This is a genomic window from Paracoccaceae bacterium (genome assembly GCA_019454225.1).
Classification (GTDB): domain Bacteria; phylum Pseudomonadota; class Alphaproteobacteria; order Rhodobacterales; family Rhodobacteraceae.
This window is the reverse complement of sequence record CP075370.1, coordinates 1,848,119-1,863,662: the sequence shown is the minus strand read 5'-3', so window position 1 is coordinate 1,863,662 and position 15,544 is coordinate 1,848,119. Positions and strand designations below refer to the sequence as shown.

Sequence of the window (15,544 nt, the reverse complement as noted above, 5' to 3'; positions counted from 1 at the left end):
GTCAGCCTGCGTCGGTGCGGCCGCGCCGGTCGCTCCGCAGGTTGGCGTACAGCACATGGTTGCGCCATCGCCCCGCGATCTGCAGATAGCTTTGCGCGACACCCTCGTACTTGAAGCCCGATGCCTCCAGCAGGCCGCGCGACGGCGCATTCTCGGGCAGGCAGGCCGCCTCGATGCGGCTCAGGTCCATCTCGCGGAAGGCGTGGTGAACGACGGCGCGGATCGCCTCGGCCATCAGACCCTGCCGGGCGTGCGGCGCCCCGATCCAGTAGCCCAGCGTTCCGGCCTGTGCGGGCCCCCGCCGGATGTTGTCCAGCGTGATCGCGCCCAGCAGCGCCTGATCCGCGCGCCGGATCATCAGCAACGGCAGCGCCGTTCCCTGCGCCTCGGCCCGGGCGGCCCAGTAGACACGGTTGGTGAACGACCGGCGCGACAGATGGTCGGGCGACCAGACCGGTTCCCACGGGGCCAGGAACTCTTCGCTCGCGCCGCGCAGGTCGGACCATGCCCGCCAGTCGGCATGCTGCGGCAGGCGCAGCGACATGCGCTCGGTCTCCAGCCTGACCCTGCGCCGGAACCCGAACATCAGGCGGCCAGCCCCTTCCGCATCGCCTCCAGGTCCGGCGCCGCCGTCACCGGCCCGTAAAGGGCCAGCGCGGCACCGCCCTGCGTCATCGACCCGGCAAAGGCCCGCACCGCCGCCACATCGACGGCATCGACCTTGGCCACCGCCTCCTCGACGCCCGGCACCCGGCCCCAGATCGCCACCATCCGCGCCAGACGCTCGGCCCGCGACGACGGGCTTTCCAGCCCCATCACCAGACCGGCCTTCAACTGCGCACGCGCACGCGCCACCTCGGCCTCGGTCATGTCATCGGCCGACCGCTTCAGTTCCTCGACGGTCAGCGCGGCCAGTTCGGCAACCTCCTCGCCCGAGGTTCCGGCATAGATCGTGATCGACCCGGTATCCTCATAGGCACCGGCCTGGGCAAAGATCGAATAGCACAGACCCCGTTCCTCGCGGATCTTCTGGAACAGCCGCGATGACATGCCGCCGCCCATCGCCATCGCATAGACCTGCGCGGCATGAACCCGGTCGTCACGATAGCCCGGCGCCTCCAGCGACAGCGCGAAATGCGCCTGCTCCAGGTCCTTCTCCTCGCGCCGCTCGACCCCGGCGAACCGCGCGGGCACGACGCCCCCGTCACCCACCGCCGCGCGCCCGCCCAGCAGGGCGGTGGCCTGTGCCACGATGGTGTCATGGTCGATGCCGCCCGCGGCCGACAGGATCATCCGGTCCGGCCCGTAATGGGCCGCCACGAACATCCGCATGTCGTCGGCCCCGAATCGCTCCACCAGGTCGGCAGGCCCCAGGATGGTGCGCCCGAACGGCTGGTCGGGATAGCTCGCTTCCTGCAGCCAGTCGAAGATGATGTCGTCGGGCGTGTCCAGCGCCTGCCCGATCTCCTGCAATATGACATGCCGCTCGGTCTCGATGTCCTCCGCGGCAAAGACCGGGTTCATCACGATGTCGGCCAGGATGTCGATGGCCCTCGCCACGTCGCCCGACAGCACGCGGGCATAATAGGCGGTCATCTCCTTCGAGGTGTAGGCATTGATGTAGCCTCCGACATCCTCGATCTCCTCGGCGATGCGCAGGGCGCTGCGCGTCGGCGTGCCCTTGAAGGCCATGTGCTCCAGGAAATGCGCGACGCCATTCTGCTCGCGCCGCTCGTGCCGTCCCCCGGCGCTGACCCAAAGCCCCACCGAGGCCGACATCAGCCCCGGCATCTCCTCCGTCACGATCCGCAGCCCGTTCGGCAGCGTGGTCAGGCGTGCGGTCAATCTGCGATCCTTTCGCGGATGAGGGACTGGATGGCCTGCAGGTCGTCGGGCACCCGGGTGACCCGCTCGGGCCGGTCGAACAGGTCGGCCATGCGCGGCGGCAGCGGCGGACGCAGCCCTGTCGCGGCCTCGACCGCATCGGGAAACTTCGCCGGATGCGCGGTCGCAAGCGTGACCATCGGCGTCGCGGGGTTGCGCGGCCGATGGCGGTTGGCCACGGCCACGCCCACCGCCGAATGCGGGCACAGCAGTTCGCCCGTCTCGGCCCGCGCCCGCGCGATCGTGGCCGAGGTCGTCGCCTCGTCGGCCATGCCGCTGTCATAGATCGCCGTCAGGTTCGCCATGGCGTTCTGCGACAGGCGGAACCCACCGCTGGCCGACAGTTCGGCCATCAGCGCCGCCACCGCCGCACCGTCGCGGCCATGCGCCCAGAACAGCGCGCGCTCGAAGTTCGACGACACCTCGATATCCATCGACGGGCTGATCGTCGGCGCGACGCCGTGCTTGGTGTAGGCGGCGGTCTCCATGCAGCGGTGCAGGATGTCGTTCCGGTTGGTGGCGATCACCAGCCGGTCGATCGGCAGCCCCATCTCGCGCGCGATGAAGCCCGCGAAGATGTCGCCGAAATTGCCGGTGGGGACGGTAAAGCTGACCGGGCGCTGCGGTGCGCCCATCGCCACGGCGGCATAGAAGTAATAGACCACCTGGCTCAGCACCCGGGCCCAGTTGATGCTGTTCACCCCCGCGAGCCGCACCCCGTCGCGAAAGGCGAAGTCGTTGAACATGTCCTTGACCCGCGCCTGGCAGGCGTCGAAATCGCCATCCACCGCCAGCGCATGCACATTCGCCTCGGCCGGCGTGGTCATCTGGCGGCGCTGCACGTCCGACACGCGGCCGTGCGGATACAGGATGAACAGCCGCACGTTCGGCAGGCCCCGGAACGCCTCCATCGCCGCAGAGCCGGTATCGCCGCTGGTCGCCCCGACGATCGTGATCCGCTCGCCCGATTTCGCCAGCTGCGCCTGCATCATCTGCCCGATGAGCTGCATGGCGAAATCCTTGAAGGCCAGCGTCGGCCCGTGGAACAGCTCAAGCAGGAAATGTCCGGGCGCCAGTTGCACCAGCGGCGCCCGCGCCACATGGCCAAAGCCCGCATAGGCCGCCGCGACCAGACCGCGGAACTCGTCATCGCCGAAGGTGTCGCCCAGGAACGGGCGCATCACGCGGAACGCCACCTCCTCATAGGACAGCCCGGCCAGCGCCGCGATCTCCTCGGGCGCCAGGGCGGGCACGGCCTCGGGCACGTAAAGCCCGCCGTCGCGGGCAAGGCCCGTCATCATCGCTTCCGCAAAGCTCAGGACCGGGGCCGCCCCCCGGGTGGACACATAGCGCATCGCGACCCCTTCAAACCGTCCTGCGCCTGATACGCCAGACCCAGAACGCTGTCATCCCCAGCCATACGGCCGCCAGCCCGAACCACTGCACGGCATAGCCCAGATGGTCGTTCGGAATGCCCCCGGTATCCACCGGCATCGGCTCCACCCCCGCCCCGGTCGGGGTCCGCGCCACCACCAGCACCGGCTCGGTCCCCAGCGCCCCGGCCATGGCGGGCAGGTCGCGCGCGAACCACAGGCCGGTGCGGGCATCCGGTGCGGGGGTGAACCCGTCCACCTCGTCCGGCCACAGCAGGTTGCCCTCCAGCAGCACCGGCCCCGCCTCGGGCCCCGGCCGCGCGCTGCCGCGCGCCGCCTCGGGCAGGAACCCCCTGTCGATCAGCAGACGCCGCCCGTCGCTGTCCTCCAGCACCGCGATCACCCGGTATCCCGCGCCGATCTGCTTGCGGCTGACCAGCACGTCCAGCCCCTGCCCGGTGAACCGCCCCGCCACCGCGACCGGCAGATACTGGTCGCGCGCGGGGTCCGGCGCGGGCGGCACCGCCCCCGGCACGGCCGCGATGCGCGCGGCGATGTCGGCCAGCACGCCCTCTTTCCAGGCCAGCCGCTGCACCTGCCACAGGCCCAGCGACACCAGCACGGCAAAGCCCGCCAGCCCGAGGATCACCGGAAAGATCAAGCGGCGCAGCATGGCCGACCCCTCAAACAGACGGGGCGCGGGCCGTCTCCGGCCCGCGCCCGCCAACCCCCTGATGCGGGGTCACCGACCCCAGATATAGATCGCCAGGAACAGGAACAGCCAGACCACGTCGACGAAGTGCCAGTACCAGGCTGCCGCCTCGAACCCGATGTGCTTTTCCGGGGTGAAGTGCCCGCGATACACCCGGATCAGGCAGACCGTCAGAAAGATCGTGCCGACCAGAACGTGGAACCCGTGGAACCCGGTCGCCATGAAGAAGTTGGCGCCATAGATGTTGTCCGAGAAACCGAAGGCCGCATGGCTGTATTCATAGGCCTGGAACCCGGTGAACAGCACCCCCAGCGCGATCGCCAGGATCAGCCCGTGCTTCAGGTCCTGCCGGTTGTTCTCATGCACAAGCGCGTGGTGCGCCCAGGTGGCGGCAGCCCCCGAACACAGCAGGATCAGCGTGTTGATCAGCGGCAGGTGCCAGGGGTCGAAGGTCTCGATCCCGGCGGGCGGCCAGACGCCATCGACGATCGGGCTGATCCCGTCGGGATGCATCGGGTACATCGCGTGCTTGAAGAAGCTCCAGAACCACGCCGAGAAGAACATCACCTCGGACATGATGAACAGGATGAACCCATAGCGCAGGCCGATCCGCACCACCGGGGTGTGGTCGCCCACCGCGCTTTCCTTCACCACATCCGCCCACCAGGCGAACATGACGTAGAGCACCCCGACAAACCCGATCAGACCCATCCACGGGCCGCTGCCGTGCATCCACAGCACGGCGCCGAACAGCATCACGAAGGCCGCGACCGCGCCAAGGAACGGCCAGATCGACGGGGCAAGGATGTGGTAGTCGTGGTTCTTGGCGTGGGCCATGGTTCCCTCGTTCAGTTGACCGCGCCGGTCGTTGCCGGTGCGATGGCCGCCTGTTCTTCCGGCAGCGGCGTTTCGTGGAATGTATAGGACAGCGTGATGGTATGCACGAACCGCCCCTCACGGTCGGTCACGATGCCCGGATCGACGTAGAAGGTCACGGGCATCTGCACCGATTCGCCCGGTTCCAGCACCTGCTGCTGGAAGCAGAAGCAGTCGATCTTGGTGAAATAGCCGCCGGCCGCGTCGGGCGTGACGTTGAAGCTTGCGGTGCCCGCCACGGCGCGGTCGCCCGGGTTCGAGGCCTGGTAGAAGGCCAGCCCGACCTCGCCGATCCGCACCTTCATCTCGCGCTGCATCGGCACGAAATCCCACGGCATGCCGGATTCCTTCGACGCGTCGAACCGCACCGTCACCATCTGGTCCAGCACCGTCCCGGGCGCGGCCGATGCCGTCGCCGTGGTGCCGCCATAGCCGGTCACTCGGCAGAACCAGTCATAGAACGGCACGGCGGCGAAACTCAGCGACAGCATGGTCACGCCCACGGCGGCCAGCTGCGCGGCGGTCCTCTGCTGCGGGGTCATTGGCCTGCCCCCTCGGACGGAACCATCTCGGGGCGCATCACATGGTCGAAACCCTGCATCGGATCGCCCCGCGTCACCTTGACCACGGTCAGCGCAAAGACCAGCGCGACAAAGGCCACCAGGGTCAGGCCCAGCCCCAGGTTGCGCGAGAACCGGCGACGGTGGATTTCGTGATCGGGCCGGAACGCCATGTCACCAGCCCCCCAGACCATGGGTCCGCAGCGCCGCCTCGGCGAGGAAGGCCACGAAATGCAGGAACAGATAGGACAGCGAGAACCGGAACACCCGCTTCTCGACGCGATAGCCATCGGCAACGGCCGCCACCTCGTCGCGACGCCAGATCCGCCAGGCGCCCAGCAGGAACCAGCCGTTCAGCACCACCGCCACGGTCAATGTCAGCGGCCCGCCGATCCCCGACAGCGCCGCCCAGACCGACACCGGCACCAGCGCCAGCGTGTAGCCCAGGATGTGCGCCCGCGTCGTGCGCCGGCCATGCGTGACCGTCAGCATCGGCACCCCGGCGGTGTGGTAGTCCTCCTTCATGAACAGCGCCAGCGCCCAGAAATGCGGCGGCGTCCACATGAAGATCAGCGCGAACATCAGGCAGGCTTCCACGCTGACCGACCCGGTCGCGGCGACCCAGCCGATCATCGGCGGAAAGGCCCCCGCCGCGCCGCCGATCACGATGTTCTGCGGGGTCGACCGTTTCAGCCAGACCGAATAGACCACCGCATAGAAGAAGATGGTAAAGGCCAGCAGGGCCGCCGCCATCAGGTTCGTGGCCAGCCCCAGCATCACCACCGAAATCCCCGACAGCGCCAGCCCGACCGCCAGCGCCTCGCCCGCCTCGACCCGGCCCGAGGGCACGGGGCGGCGGCGCGTGCGGGTCATCACCGCATCGATGTCGGCGTCGTACCACATGTTCAGCGCGCCCGAGGCCCCGGCCCCCAGCGCGATGAACAGGATCGCCGCAAAGGCTTCGACCGGGTGCATCGACACCGGCGCCACCAGAAGGCCGACCAGCGCCGTGAACACCACCAGCGACATGACGCGCGGTTTCAGCAGGGCGACGTAATCGCCGAACCCCGCATCGCCCGTCCGGATGGTGGTGGTCGTGTCGGTCATTGTTCCGTCCCTTCAGCGGGGCCGCCGCGGCGGCCCCGGTTCCGTCAGTTCGCCGCGACCTGCACCGCCGGCACCGATCCGGCATATTCGGCCTTCGCGCCTTCCAGCCATTCGGCATAGGCGGCCTCGCTGACCACCTTGACGGTGATCGGCATGTAGGCGTGCGCGATGCCGCAGAGTTCCGAACACTGGCCGAAATAGACGCCTTCCTGTTCGGCCTTGAACCACAGCTGCGCCAGGCGGCCCGGCACCGCGTCCTGCTTCACCCCGAAGGCCGGGATCGTCCAGGAATGGATCACGTCAGACCCGGTCACCTGCACCACGATGGTCTTGTTCACCGGCACGACCATGGCGGTATCGGTCGCCAGCAGGAAATGCTCCCGCTGATAGCCGGCCTCGACCAGCTGCGCCTCGACCTCGGGCGTCAGGCGGTTGTCGCCGCCGGTCGCCGGGGCACCGATCATGTAGCTGTCGAAGGCAAAGCCGTCATCCACATACTCATAGCCCCAGTACCACTGGTAGCCCGTCGCCTTGATCGTGATGTCGGCCGTCGGGATTTCCTGCTGCTTGAACAGCACCGGCAGCGAGAACGCGCCGATGAACACAAGGATGATGATCGGAACCACCGTCCAGGCCACTTCCAGCGGGCTGTTGTGGGTGAAGGTCGCAGGCTTCGGGTTGCGCTTGTCGTTGTAGCGGATCGCCACCCAGGCCAGCAGGCCGGTCACGAAGATCGAGATCACCGTGATGATGTAAAGCAGCATCGTGTCCAGCCAGACGATGTCATGCTTCAGCTCGGTCGCCGATGGCTGGAACCCCATCCCCCCGTCGACCGGCACACCGATGATCGGAAGATCCTGGGCAAGGGCGGCCCCGGCGGCCAGAAGGCCGGCCGTCAGGCCTGTGATGAGGGTCGAAATGCGCATGTCCGGTTCCCGTTTCTCTACGCGGCCTCTGCGGGCCGCCGCGATCCCGCCCTCCCGGCCGGAATCCCGTTGTCTCCACCGCCTCTGAAACCATATTGGGGGGAACCGGGCAAGTACCCCGGTTGCGGCACTTTGGCCCGCTTGACGCAGATCAAGGCGCCACCCCCGAGGAGCACCCATGTCCGACGCCCCCTTCCGCCCCTTCGACACCCACCTCGACCAGACGGCCGCGCTGCGCATCCTGCGGGCCGCGACCGCCGGCGCCGAGGATGGCGAGCTGTTCCTCGAACGCCGCCGGTCCGAGGGCATCGTGCTGGATGACGGCCGGGTCAAGACCGCCTCCTACGACGCCTCCGAGGGCTTCGGTCTGCGCGCCGTCCGGGGCGAGGTGGCGGGCTACGCCCATTCCACCGAGATCAGCGAACGCGCCCTGACCCGCGCGGCGGACACCGCGCGCCTTGCGGTGGGCGATGGCGGCGGCACGCTGGCCGCCCCGCCCCCCGGCACCAACCGCCGCCTCTATTCCGACGCCGACCCGCTCGATGACGCGGCCTTCGCGGTCAAGATCGACACCCTGCGCGAGATCGACGCCTGGCTGCGCGCCCAGGACCCCCGCGTCGTGCAGGTGTCGGCCACGCTGTCGGCCAGCCACCAGGAGGTGACGATCCTGCGCCCCGAGGGGCATCTGGTCTCCGACATCCGCCCCATGGCGCGGCTCAACATCTCCTGCATCGTCGAGCAGAACGGGCGCCGCGAATCCGGCGGCATGGGCGGCGGCGGACGCTTCGGCCTGGCCGGCCTGATGGCACGCGACCACTGGCAGGGCGTCGCGCGCGAGGCGCTGCGCATCGCCTTGGTGAACCTCGGCGCCGTCGACGCCCCGGCGGGCGAAATGGATGTCGTCCTCGGCCCCGGCTGGCCCGGCATCCTGCTGCACGAGGCCATCGGCCACGGGCTGGAGGGCGATTTCAACCGCAAGCGCACCTCGGCCTTCGCCGGGCTTCTGGGAACCCGCATCGCCGCCCCGGGCGTGACGGTGCTGGACGACGGCACGATCCCCGACCGGCGCGGCTCGCTCTCGGTCGATGATGAAGGCACCCCCTCGGCCCGCAACGTGCTGATCGAGGATGGCATCCTCGTGGGCTACATGCAGGACCGCCAGAACGCCCGGCTGATGGGCGTCGCCCCGACCGGCAACGGTCGGCGCGAAAGCTTCGCCCATATCCCGATGCCGCGCATGACCAACACCTACATGCTGGGCGGCAATTCCGATCCGGCCGCGATCCTCGCCGACCTGAGGGACGGCATCTATGCCGTGGGATTCGGCGGCGGGCAGGTCGACATCACCAACGGCAAGTTCGTGTTTTCCTGCACCGAGGCCTATCGCGTGAAGAACGGCGTCATCGGGGCCCCGGTCAAGGGCGCCACGCTGATCGGCGACGGCGCCACCGCGCTGAAACACATCCGCGCGGTCGGCAATGACATGGCGCTCGACCCGGGCATTGGCAATTGCGGCAAGGCAGGCCAATGGGTGCCCGTCGGCGTCGGCCAGCCCACGCTGATGATCGGCGGGTTGACCGTGGGCGGCGCCGCGGCGCGCTGACGCGCCTGACGGGCGTTGTCAGTTGACTCGCATTTTGTTCGAACCTAGCGTTTTTCGCGTCTGATCGCGGTCCCGGGCGGGCCCGATCAGCACGCCGTGCAACGAAGTTTCAGTGAAAGGTTAGGAAAGTGGCTGCGAGACTGACAGATGTATTCATGGTGAACTTCGCCTTCGAACTGGTGAAGAACGAACCCACCGCAAAACAGTTCACCAATCTCAAGGAACCCCGGCAGCTTGCCAAGATCTGGAACCGGCGCATCGACCCGCTGATCTATGAGGCTGTCGGACAGTTTCTGGAAGCCGACAAGTTCTTCCAGGTCGTCGGCGACAAGCCGATGCCAAAGGTCACGCCGCAGGGCTTTGGCGACGTGATCAAGATGCTGATCAATGCCAAGACCAAGAAGCCCGCAAAAGAGGCCGATGTCCTCAAGCGGCTCGAAGACAACGCCCTGCTGAAATTCGCCATGCGCAAGGGCTACGGATCGACCATCATCAACATGCTCAGCGCCGAGAAACTGCTGCAACTCTGATCGGGGCGCCACCGTCGGGGAAGACGGGGATCGGACCATGGACCACCCTGCCACCTTCCCGGCGACGCTGATGCGATCACCCCCGCCGCCGCCGTGGCGGGGCCTTGTCCTGGCCGTGATCGTGCTATGGGTCGCCCCGGCCATCCTCGGCGGCATCCTTCTGGCGGTCTTCGCCCTCGCCGGTCAGGTGATGGGCGAGGTCGCGCTTGCCCTCTGGGCGATCGCCATGGCGCTGCTGTTCTCGCCCTTCCTGTCCTGGATCGGCTGGGCGCTTGCGCTGCCGATCGTCTGGCTCCTTCTGGAACGCGGCCGCTTCGGCTATCTGCCTGCCGGGCTTGTCGGCCTGGTGGCGGGCGCACTGGCCGCACGCATCGTGTCCAGCGAACTGGCCACCGGCTTCGGCGTGGCGATGCTTCTGGCCCTCCGCGCGATCCTCTGGCGCATCGGACCGGCCGCCCGCGCCGGATGATCCCGCACCCCGGCCGCGCGTTGCGTTTACCCCGCCACCGGGGCGCGGCCTGTCGGGACGGATGCCATACGCGGAACCGACGCCTGCGGGACGGGAAACCGACGCGGAAATTCCTGCCCTTTCAGCCGTTAACCGCCGATTCGCCGCGCCTTCCGCCTCATCCCTTGCCGAACCGCCCGCGCAACGCCTCGGCAAGGGCACCGCCTGCCCCCGGCGTCGCAGGCGCCGCCTTGGCCGGGCGCGCCGCCGCTGCCGCAGGCCGTTCGCCGCCCCCGTCCCTGCGCATGCTCAGCGCGATGCGCTTGCGCGCCACATCCACCTCGACCACCCGCACGCGGACGATATCGCCAGCCTTTACAACATCATGCGGGTCCTTGATGAAGCGGTCGGCCAGCTGGCTCACATGGACCAGCCCGTCCTGGTGCACGCCCACATCCACGAAGGCGCCGAAGGCCGCGACGTTCGTGACCGTCCCTTCCAGCATCATTCCCGGGCGCAAATCCTTGATCTCGTTCACACCTTCGGCAAAGACGGCGGTGCGGAACGCGGGCCGGGGGTCGCGCCCCGGCTTTTCCAGTTCCGCCAGGATGTCCCGCACCGTCGGCAGCCCGAACCGGTCATCCACGAAGCGCGCCGGGTCAAGCCGCCGCAGCGCCGCCCCGTCGCCCATCAGCGCGCGAATGTCCCGACCGCAGGCCGCAACGATTTTTCTTGCAACATCATAGGCTTCCGGATGAACGCCCGAGGCATCCAGCGGCTCCTTCCCGCCCTGGATGCGCAGGAATCCGGCTGCCAGTTCAAAGGCGCGGGGCCCCAGCCGCGCCACCTTCAGCAGGTCGCGCCGCGTCGCAAAGGCGCCCGCCGTCTCGCGATGCGCCACGATCGCCTCAGCCAGCGACGGCCCCACCCCCGACACCCGCGCAAGCAGCGGGGCAGAGGCGGTGTTCAGGTCCACCCCGACCGCGTTCACCGCATCCTCGACCACGCCCTCCAGCGCCCGCGCCAGCCGCGTCTGGTCCACATCATGTTGATATTGCCCAACTCCTATCGCCTTGGGCTCGATCTTCACCAGTTCCGCCAGCGGGTCCTGCAACCGTCGCGCGATGCTCACAGCCCCCCGCAGCGACACGTCCAGATCGGGCATCTCCCGCGCCGCCAGTTCCGATGCCGAATAGACGCTGGCCCCTGCCTCGCTCACCACCACCCGCTGCGGCCGCTCCCCGGGCAGGCGCTGCAGCAGGTCATCCACCAGCTTCTCGGTCTCGCGCGATGCCGTCCCGTTGCCGATCGCGATCAGCCGCACCCCATGCGCCCCGATCAGCCGCGCAAGGCTCGCCTGCGCCCCCCGCAGGTCGGATTTCGGCGGAAATGGATAGACCGTATCGGTCGCAAGCACCTTGCCGGTGGCGTCCACCACGGCCACCTTCACCCCCGTCCGGATCCCCGGATCAAGGCCCATGGTGGCCTTGCCCCCGGCCGGGGCCGCCATCAGCAAGTCTTTGAGGTTGCGCGCGAAAACCCGGATCGCCTCGGCCTCGGCGGCATCCCGCAGCTCGGCCGTCAGATCCAGCACCAGCGCGGTGCGTATCTTCACCCGCCAGGCCCATGCCGCCGCCTCGCGCAGCCAGGCATCCGCGGCGCCCGTGCCTGCGGCCTTCAGAGCCGCGCCGCAGGCGCGCTCTGCCGTGCTCTGGCCGCGCGGCGCCTCGGGCTCCACCTCCAGATCGACGGTCAGTACCCCCTCGTTCCTGCCCCGCAGCATGGCCAGCACGCGATGCGACGGCGCCTTGGCCCAGGGCTCGGAATGATCGAAGTAGTCCGCGAACTTCTGTCCCTCGGCGGCCTTGCCCTCGACCAGCTTCGCGACGATCCGCCCCGCCTCGCGCAGATGCGCCCGCAGCCGTCCCAGCAGCGCCGCGTCCTCGGCCAGCCCCTCAGCCACGATGTCACGGGCCCCTTCGAGCGCGGCCTTCGTGTCGGGCACCGCCCCGGACAGGAAAGCGGCGGCCAGCACCGCCGGATCGGCCCGGCGATCCTGCAGAATCGCCTCTGCCAGGGGGCCGAGCCCGTTCTCCCGCGCAATCTGCGCCCGGGTCCGGCGCTTCGGGCGGAACGGCAGGTAAAGATCCTCAAGATCGGCCTTGGTCGCCGCCTGCGCGAAGGCCCGTGCAAGCTCGGGCGTCATCTTGCCCTGTTCGGTGACCGCGGTCACCACGGCGGTGCGCCGGGCTTCCAGTTCGCGCAGATAGTCCAGCCTTTCCGAAAGCTTGCGCAACTGCGTGTCATCAAGGCCCCCCGTCGCCTCCTTGCGGTAGCGGGCGACGAAGGGCACCGTCGCACCGCCGTCCAGCAGGTCAGCCGCGGCTTGCACCTGCGCGGCCGAGGCGCCGATCTCGGTGGCGATCAGGCGGGCGATGCGGGGGGCGGCGGCGTCGGTCATGTCATCCTCGCAGGTCGGGGGACGGTGACCATAGCGGCACCCCGCCGGGGGGCCAAGGGCAGACCCGGCGGCACGCCGCAAACTGAAGGACGGGGGATCGGATGGTACCGCCTCCCCGGCTCGAACGGGGGACCCCCAGATCCACAATCTGGTGCTCTAACCAACTGAGCTAAGGCGGCACTGGCGGGGCATTTACCCCCGGGGGCGGCGGAATGCAAGCCGCGATGCGACCGGGCGCCCCGCCACCCGCAGCCCCGCCAGAACCAGCGCCAGCCCGGCCCAGACACCCCAGCCCGCGGCCTCGCCGAGCAGCCAGGGCGCAGCAATCGCGGCCACAACCGGCGAAAGCCCAAGATAGAGTGTGGCGGCAGCGGGTTCGAGGTTGCGCAGCGCCGTCAGCCACAGCAGGTATCCCGCCCCCGAGGATAGCCCGATGGCAAGGACAAGCAGCATCTCATGCCCCTGCAACCGCATCAGGGCGGACGCGGGCGCCTCGGCCAGCGCGGGCAGCGCCAGAACCGCCACTGCGGCCGCCATGGCCAGGGCGCCGACCTGCAAGGTCGGGTAGCGCGCCAGATAGGGGCGGCTGGCAATCGCGGTAAGCGCGCCGGTCGCCGCCGCGCCAGCCACTGCCAGCAGGCCCGGCATGTCACCCCAGGCCACCGCCATCGGCCCCAACGCCGCCGCCACGCCCGCCAGAACCAGCACCATCGCGCAGAGCTTTCGGGGGGTCATCGGCTCGACGGCAAGTGCGGCGGCAAAGGCCAGCGTCATCGCGGGCATCGTGGCAAAGACAAGTGCCGCAGGTGCGGCGGGCAGGCTCTGCAGTCCCAGGTTCAGCAGCCAGACCAGCAGCGCGAACTGCGCCGCCCCCAGCAGCGCGATACCCGCCAGATCGCGCCGGGGGATCGGTGCGCGAGCCATCAGCGCGAAGGGCAGTGCCAGAACCAGAACGGCCACACCATAGCGCAGGCAGGCCAGCGTCGCCGGGCCCACCGCGTCGCCCAGGGCCCGCGTGGCCAGGATGCCACCGCCCACCTGCAGCCCGGTGAACGCCGCCGCCAGATGGCCCAGCCTGCGGTTCAAAGCGGACGTTCCCAGACCTGTTCGACGACGTCCTGACCGAAGGCATGCGCCGCCGCACTCGACACCAGGCCAAAACCGTTCCGGTCATACAGCCGCCCGGCAGCCCGATGGCTTTCATGCGTCCACAGCCGCATGCGGGCATAGCCCGCCCCGCGCGCAAACCGCAGACATTCCTCGATCATCCGCTGCGCAAGTCCGGTGCCCCGCTCGGAATGCTCGACAAAGAACAGCCGCAGGCGGGCGCAGTCGGCTTCGTCCGCGCCCTCGGCCATGCAGAAGATCGCCCCGACCCGCACACCGCCCCGCCAGGCGATCCAGCCACGCTCGCGCGAGGGGTCATGGCTGTTCAGGAACCGCGCCACGATGTCCGCCACCAGCCCCTCGAAGCTGGCGTCATAGCCTTCGTCCTCGGCATAGAGCACGGCATGCCGGGCGATCACCCAGCCTGCGTCGCCCGGGCGAAGATCGGCCAGTTCGGCCGCGTCGCGCGTTGCGGTCAGGTGTGTCCTGACCTGCGTCAGCGCCTCGGCCACCGCATCCTGCGCCTCGGGCGGCAGCGGGGACAGAACCTGCGCCACGGCAGCCCGCGACCGGGCCTGCAGATCCTGCAGCCGGCTGCGCCCGGCATCGGTCAGCACCACGTCGCGCTGGCGGGCATCCTGCGGATTGGTGCTGCGCATGATCCAGCCGCGCGTCTCGAAACCGCGCAGGACGCGGCTGAGAAAGGCTTCGTCGATGCCCAGCGACCGCGCCAGTTCGCGCGCCCGGACCGGGCCTTCGCCCTGAAGGTCGTGCAGGATGCGCACCTCGGTCACGCCCAGCCCCGAACCCAGGTAGCTGCGCCCCAGCAGGCCCAGATGCCCGGTGTAGAAGCGGTTGAAGGCGCGGATGCGGTCGATCGTGTCCATGGCAACTCTCCCTGCGCAGGTGCAGCGGATGGCATTTCCTTGATTCCGTCAAGCAATTGCCGCTTGCACCGCCCCGGCATCCTTCGCTATCGGCAGTCGGGCGGGATCCGGAGGGTTTCATGGGTATCGACAAGCAAAGCGACATCGCGGCGAACCTGCAGATCGGGCCCACCAGCATTGGCATGGTGCGCATCTACATCGAGGCCGAGGGCGGCATCGAGCTGCCGCTCGACTTCGACCCCGACGAGGCCGAGGAGATCGCCGAGGAACTGCGCGCGGCGGCCGAGGCGGCGCGGGCCATGGGCGCGGTCAAGCCGAAAAGGCGCTGACCCCGGGATCGCGCAGCGCCTGCAGGCGCAGCGCGGCATGGCGGGCGAAACGCTGCGTCATCGCGCGGCGCCGCGCAGATGCCAGCGGCGTATCCGGAGCCATGCGCAGGATGTCGGCATCCCAGGCATCGGCAAGGATCAGCCCGGTCTCTTCGGGCAAGAGCGCGACCGGAAACTCCGCATCGACCGCCCAGAAGAACCGGTCGCAGAATTCCAGATAACCCTGCCACTTGCGGTCTGCGGCATAGTCCGCCCGGCCCGACTTGCACTCCACCACCCAGAGTTCGCCGCGCGGCCCGAGCGCCATCACATCGACCCGAAGGCCCGGCGCCGGAACCAGTTCCTCGACGCAGGCAAAGCCCAATGAGACCAGATGGCGGCAGACGCCGCGTGCCAGACGCTGCCCCGGAAGGGCAGGCAGCGACAGATCTGGCGATGCAGTCAGCGGATTCATGGGGCAATCATGAACCAAAGGTGAACATGTCGCAAGCCTTGCGGTGGCGGCGCGGCAGCCCTATCTTCGGCGGCGGCGGGTTCTGCTCTGCGCGTGCTTGGCACTTTTCCAGTGGCCGATAAGCATTTCCGAGGGGGCTGGCTCTGCCAGGGTTCTGGCCCTGGTATCTGGCGCCCACCTGATACGTCAGGCTCTCGGGAAATTCACGCCTTCACGGCTGCTGCGGTTCCCGCCGCAACGAGATGGGGCGGACCTTGCGGCCCGCCCCTTCCGTTCCTGCCCGGCGC

The 15,544-nt window shown here is 69.0% G+C and carries 17 protein-coding genes, 1 tRNA gene and 1 other RNA gene; 5 read left to right on the top strand and 14 right to left on the bottom strand.

The annotated features are described in order from the left end of the window. Position 1 precedes the first annotated feature (1 nt). The 9 genes from KF887_08905 to coxB form a co-directional block, all read right to left on the bottom strand. On the bottom strand, positions 2–586 hold the full coding sequence (locus tag KF887_08905) for a GNAT family N-acetyltransferase (protein QYK43194.1): 585 nt from the start codon (positions 584–586) through the stop codon (positions 2–4). Next, entirely contained in the window at positions 586–1,845 is a 1,260-nt protein-coding gene (locus KF887_08900; GenBank protein QYK43193.1) for an insulinase family protein, read from the bottom strand. Before KF887_08900 ends, KF887_08905 begins: the two co-directional genes overlap by 1 nt. Next, on the bottom strand, positions 1,842–3,239 hold the full coding sequence (locus KF887_08895) for a threonine synthase (GenBank protein QYK43192.1): 1,398 nt from the start codon (positions 3,237–3,239) through the stop codon (positions 1,842–1,844). The genes KF887_08900 and KF887_08895 overlap by 4 nt, the downstream gene beginning before the upstream one ends. Before the next feature lie 10 nt (positions 3,240–3,249). Continuing rightward, the gene (locus KF887_08890) at positions 3,250–3,930 is read right to left on the bottom strand and encodes an SURF1 family protein (GenBank protein QYK43191.1); all 681 of its coding nucleotides are present in this window, start codon (positions 3,928–3,930) and stop codon (positions 3,250–3,252) included. Positions 3,931–3,999: 69 nt separating this feature from the next. Beyond that, positions 4,000–4,806, bottom strand: coding sequence for a cytochrome c oxidase subunit 3 (locus KF887_08885; GenBank protein QYK43190.1), 807 nt, complete (start codon positions 4,804–4,806; stop codon positions 4,000–4,002). Between the two features lie 11 nt (positions 4,807–4,817). Next, a complete protein-coding gene (locus KF887_08880; GenBank protein ID QYK43189.1) occupies positions 4,818–5,387 on the bottom strand; it encodes a cytochrome c oxidase assembly protein in 570 nt (189 codons plus the stop codon). After that, positions 5,384–5,578: a hypothetical protein gene (locus tag KF887_08875; GenBank protein QYK43188.1), complete on the bottom strand. Its 195-nt coding sequence runs from the start codon at positions 5,576–5,578 to the stop codon at positions 5,384–5,386. Before KF887_08875 ends, KF887_08880 begins: the two co-directional genes overlap by 4 nt. Before the next feature lies 1 nt (position 5,579). Then, a complete protein-coding gene (locus KF887_08870; protein QYK43187.1) occupies positions 5,580–6,512 on the bottom strand; it encodes a heme o synthase in 933 nt (310 codons plus the stop codon). Between the two features lie 44 nt (positions 6,513–6,556). Then, complete coding sequence (gene coxB / locus KF887_08865) at positions 6,557–7,438, bottom strand: cytochrome c oxidase subunit II (GenBank protein ID QYK43186.1); 882 nt, start codon at positions 7,436–7,438, stop codon at positions 6,557–6,559. A 178-nt stretch (positions 7,439–7,616) separates the two neighbouring features. Here coxB and tldD point away from each other — a divergent pair, with 178 nt between their 5' ends. From tldD to KF887_08850, 3 genes are all read left to right on the top strand, one after another. After that, complete coding sequence (tldD, locus tag KF887_08860) at positions 7,617–9,041, top strand: metalloprotease TldD (GenBank protein ID QYK43185.1); 1,425 nt, start codon at positions 7,617–7,619, stop codon at positions 9,039–9,041. 155 nt (positions 9,042–9,196) lie between these two features. Further along, a complete protein-coding gene (locus tag KF887_08855) occupies positions 9,197–9,571 on the top strand; it encodes a hypothetical protein (protein QYK43184.1) in 375 nt (124 codons plus the stop codon). 37 nt (positions 9,572–9,608) lie between these two features. Beyond that, the gene (locus KF887_08850) at positions 9,609–10,040 is read left to right on the top strand and encodes a hypothetical protein (protein QYK43183.1); all 432 of its coding nucleotides are present in this window, start codon (positions 9,609–9,611) and stop codon (positions 10,038–10,040) included. Positions 10,041–10,197: 157 nt separating this feature from the next. Here the strand turns inward: KF887_08850 and KF887_08845 are convergent, their stop codons facing one another. From KF887_08845 to KF887_08830, 4 genes are all read right to left on the bottom strand, one after another. Further along, positions 10,198–12,480 carry an RNA-binding transcriptional accessory protein gene (locus tag KF887_08845; GenBank protein QYK43182.1) on the bottom strand — a complete coding sequence of 761 codons (2,283 nt, stop codon included), beginning with the start codon at positions 12,478–12,480 and terminating at the stop codon, positions 10,198–10,200. A 102-nt stretch (positions 12,481–12,582) separates the two neighbouring features. After that, positions 12,583–12,659 (bottom strand) — tRNA-His (locus tag KF887_08840). A 13-nt stretch (positions 12,660–12,672) separates the two neighbouring features. Continuing rightward, positions 12,673–13,566, bottom strand: a complete 894-nt coding sequence (locus KF887_08835) for a DMT family transporter (GenBank protein QYK43181.1) — start codon at positions 13,564–13,566, stop codon at positions 12,673–12,675. After that, positions 13,563–14,474, bottom strand: coding sequence for a bifunctional helix-turn-helix transcriptional regulator/GNAT family N-acetyltransferase (locus KF887_08830; protein ID QYK43180.1), 912 nt, complete (start codon positions 14,472–14,474; stop codon positions 13,563–13,565). Before KF887_08830 ends, KF887_08835 begins: the two co-directional genes overlap by 4 nt. Positions 14,475–14,593: 119 nt before the next feature. Here KF887_08830 and KF887_08825 point away from each other — a divergent pair, with 119 nt between their 5' ends. Next, complete coding sequence (locus tag KF887_08825) at positions 14,594–14,803, top strand: hypothetical protein (GenBank protein ID QYK43179.1); 210 nt, start codon at positions 14,594–14,596, stop codon at positions 14,801–14,803. Here the strand turns inward: KF887_08825 and KF887_08820 are convergent. Beyond that, positions 14,784–15,257, bottom strand: coding sequence for an MmcB family DNA repair protein (locus tag KF887_08820; protein QYK43178.1), 474 nt, complete (start codon positions 15,255–15,257; stop codon positions 14,784–14,786). The two genes, KF887_08825 and KF887_08820, sit on opposite strands and share 20 nt — an antisense overlap. A 76-nt stretch (positions 15,258–15,333) precedes the next feature. Here KF887_08820 and ssrS point away from each other — a divergent pair. Beyond that, positions 15,334–15,490, top strand: a non-coding RNA gene (ssrS, locus tag KF887_08815) — 6S RNA. The last annotated feature ends 54 nt before the right edge of the window (positions 15,491–15,544 follow it).

Bases quoted from the DNA above. Each gene is read 5' to 3' on its own strand.
- KF887_08905 (QYK43194.1), bottom strand. From the start codon at position 586: ATGTTCGGGTTCCGGCGCAGGGTCAGGCTGGAGACCGAGCGCATGTCG.
- KF887_08895 (QYK43192.1), bottom strand. From the start codon at position 3,239: ATGCGCTATGTGTCCACCCGGGGGGCGGCCCCGGTCCTGAGCTTTGCG.
- KF887_08890 (QYK43191.1), bottom strand. From the start codon at position 3,930: ATGCTGCGCCGCTTGATCTTTCCGGTGATCCTCGGGCTGGCGGGCTTT.
- KF887_08885 (QYK43190.1), bottom strand. From the start codon at position 4,806: ATGGCCCACGCCAAGAACCACGACTACCACATCCTTGCCCCGTCGATC.
- KF887_08880 (QYK43189.1), bottom strand. From the start codon at position 5,387: ATGACCCCGCAGCAGAGGACCGCCGCGCAGCTGGCCGCCGTGGGCGTG.
- KF887_08875 (QYK43188.1), bottom strand. From the start codon at position 5,578: ATGGCGTTCCGGCCCGATCACGAAATCCACCGTCGCCGGTTCTCGCGC.
- KF887_08870 (QYK43187.1), bottom strand. From the start codon at position 6,512: ATGACCGACACGACCACCACCATCCGGACGGGCGATGCGGGGTTCGGC.
- coxB (QYK43186.1), bottom strand. From the start codon at position 7,438: ATGCGCATTTCGACCCTCATCACAGGCCTGACGGCCGGCCTTCTGGCC.
- tldD (QYK43185.1), top strand. From the start codon at position 7,617: ATGTCCGACGCCCCCTTCCGCCCCTTCGACACCCACCTCGACCAGACG.
- KF887_08855 (QYK43184.1), top strand. From the start codon at position 9,197: ATGGTGAACTTCGCCTTCGAACTGGTGAAGAACGAACCCACCGCAAAA.
- KF887_08850 (QYK43183.1), top strand. From the start codon at position 9,609: ATGGACCACCCTGCCACCTTCCCGGCGACGCTGATGCGATCACCCCCG.
- KF887_08845 (QYK43182.1), bottom strand. From the start codon at position 12,480: ATGACCGACGCCGCCGCCCCCCGCATCGCCCGCCTGATCGCCACCGAG.
- KF887_08830 (QYK43180.1), bottom strand. From the start codon at position 14,474: ATGGACACGATCGACCGCATCCGCGCCTTCAACCGCTTCTACACCGGG.
- KF887_08825 (QYK43179.1), top strand. From the start codon at position 14,594: ATGGGTATCGACAAGCAAAGCGACATCGCGGCGAACCTGCAGATCGGG.
- KF887_08820 (QYK43178.1), bottom strand. From the start codon at position 15,257: ATGAATCCGCTGACTGCATCGCCAGATCTGTCGCTGCCTGCCCTTCCG.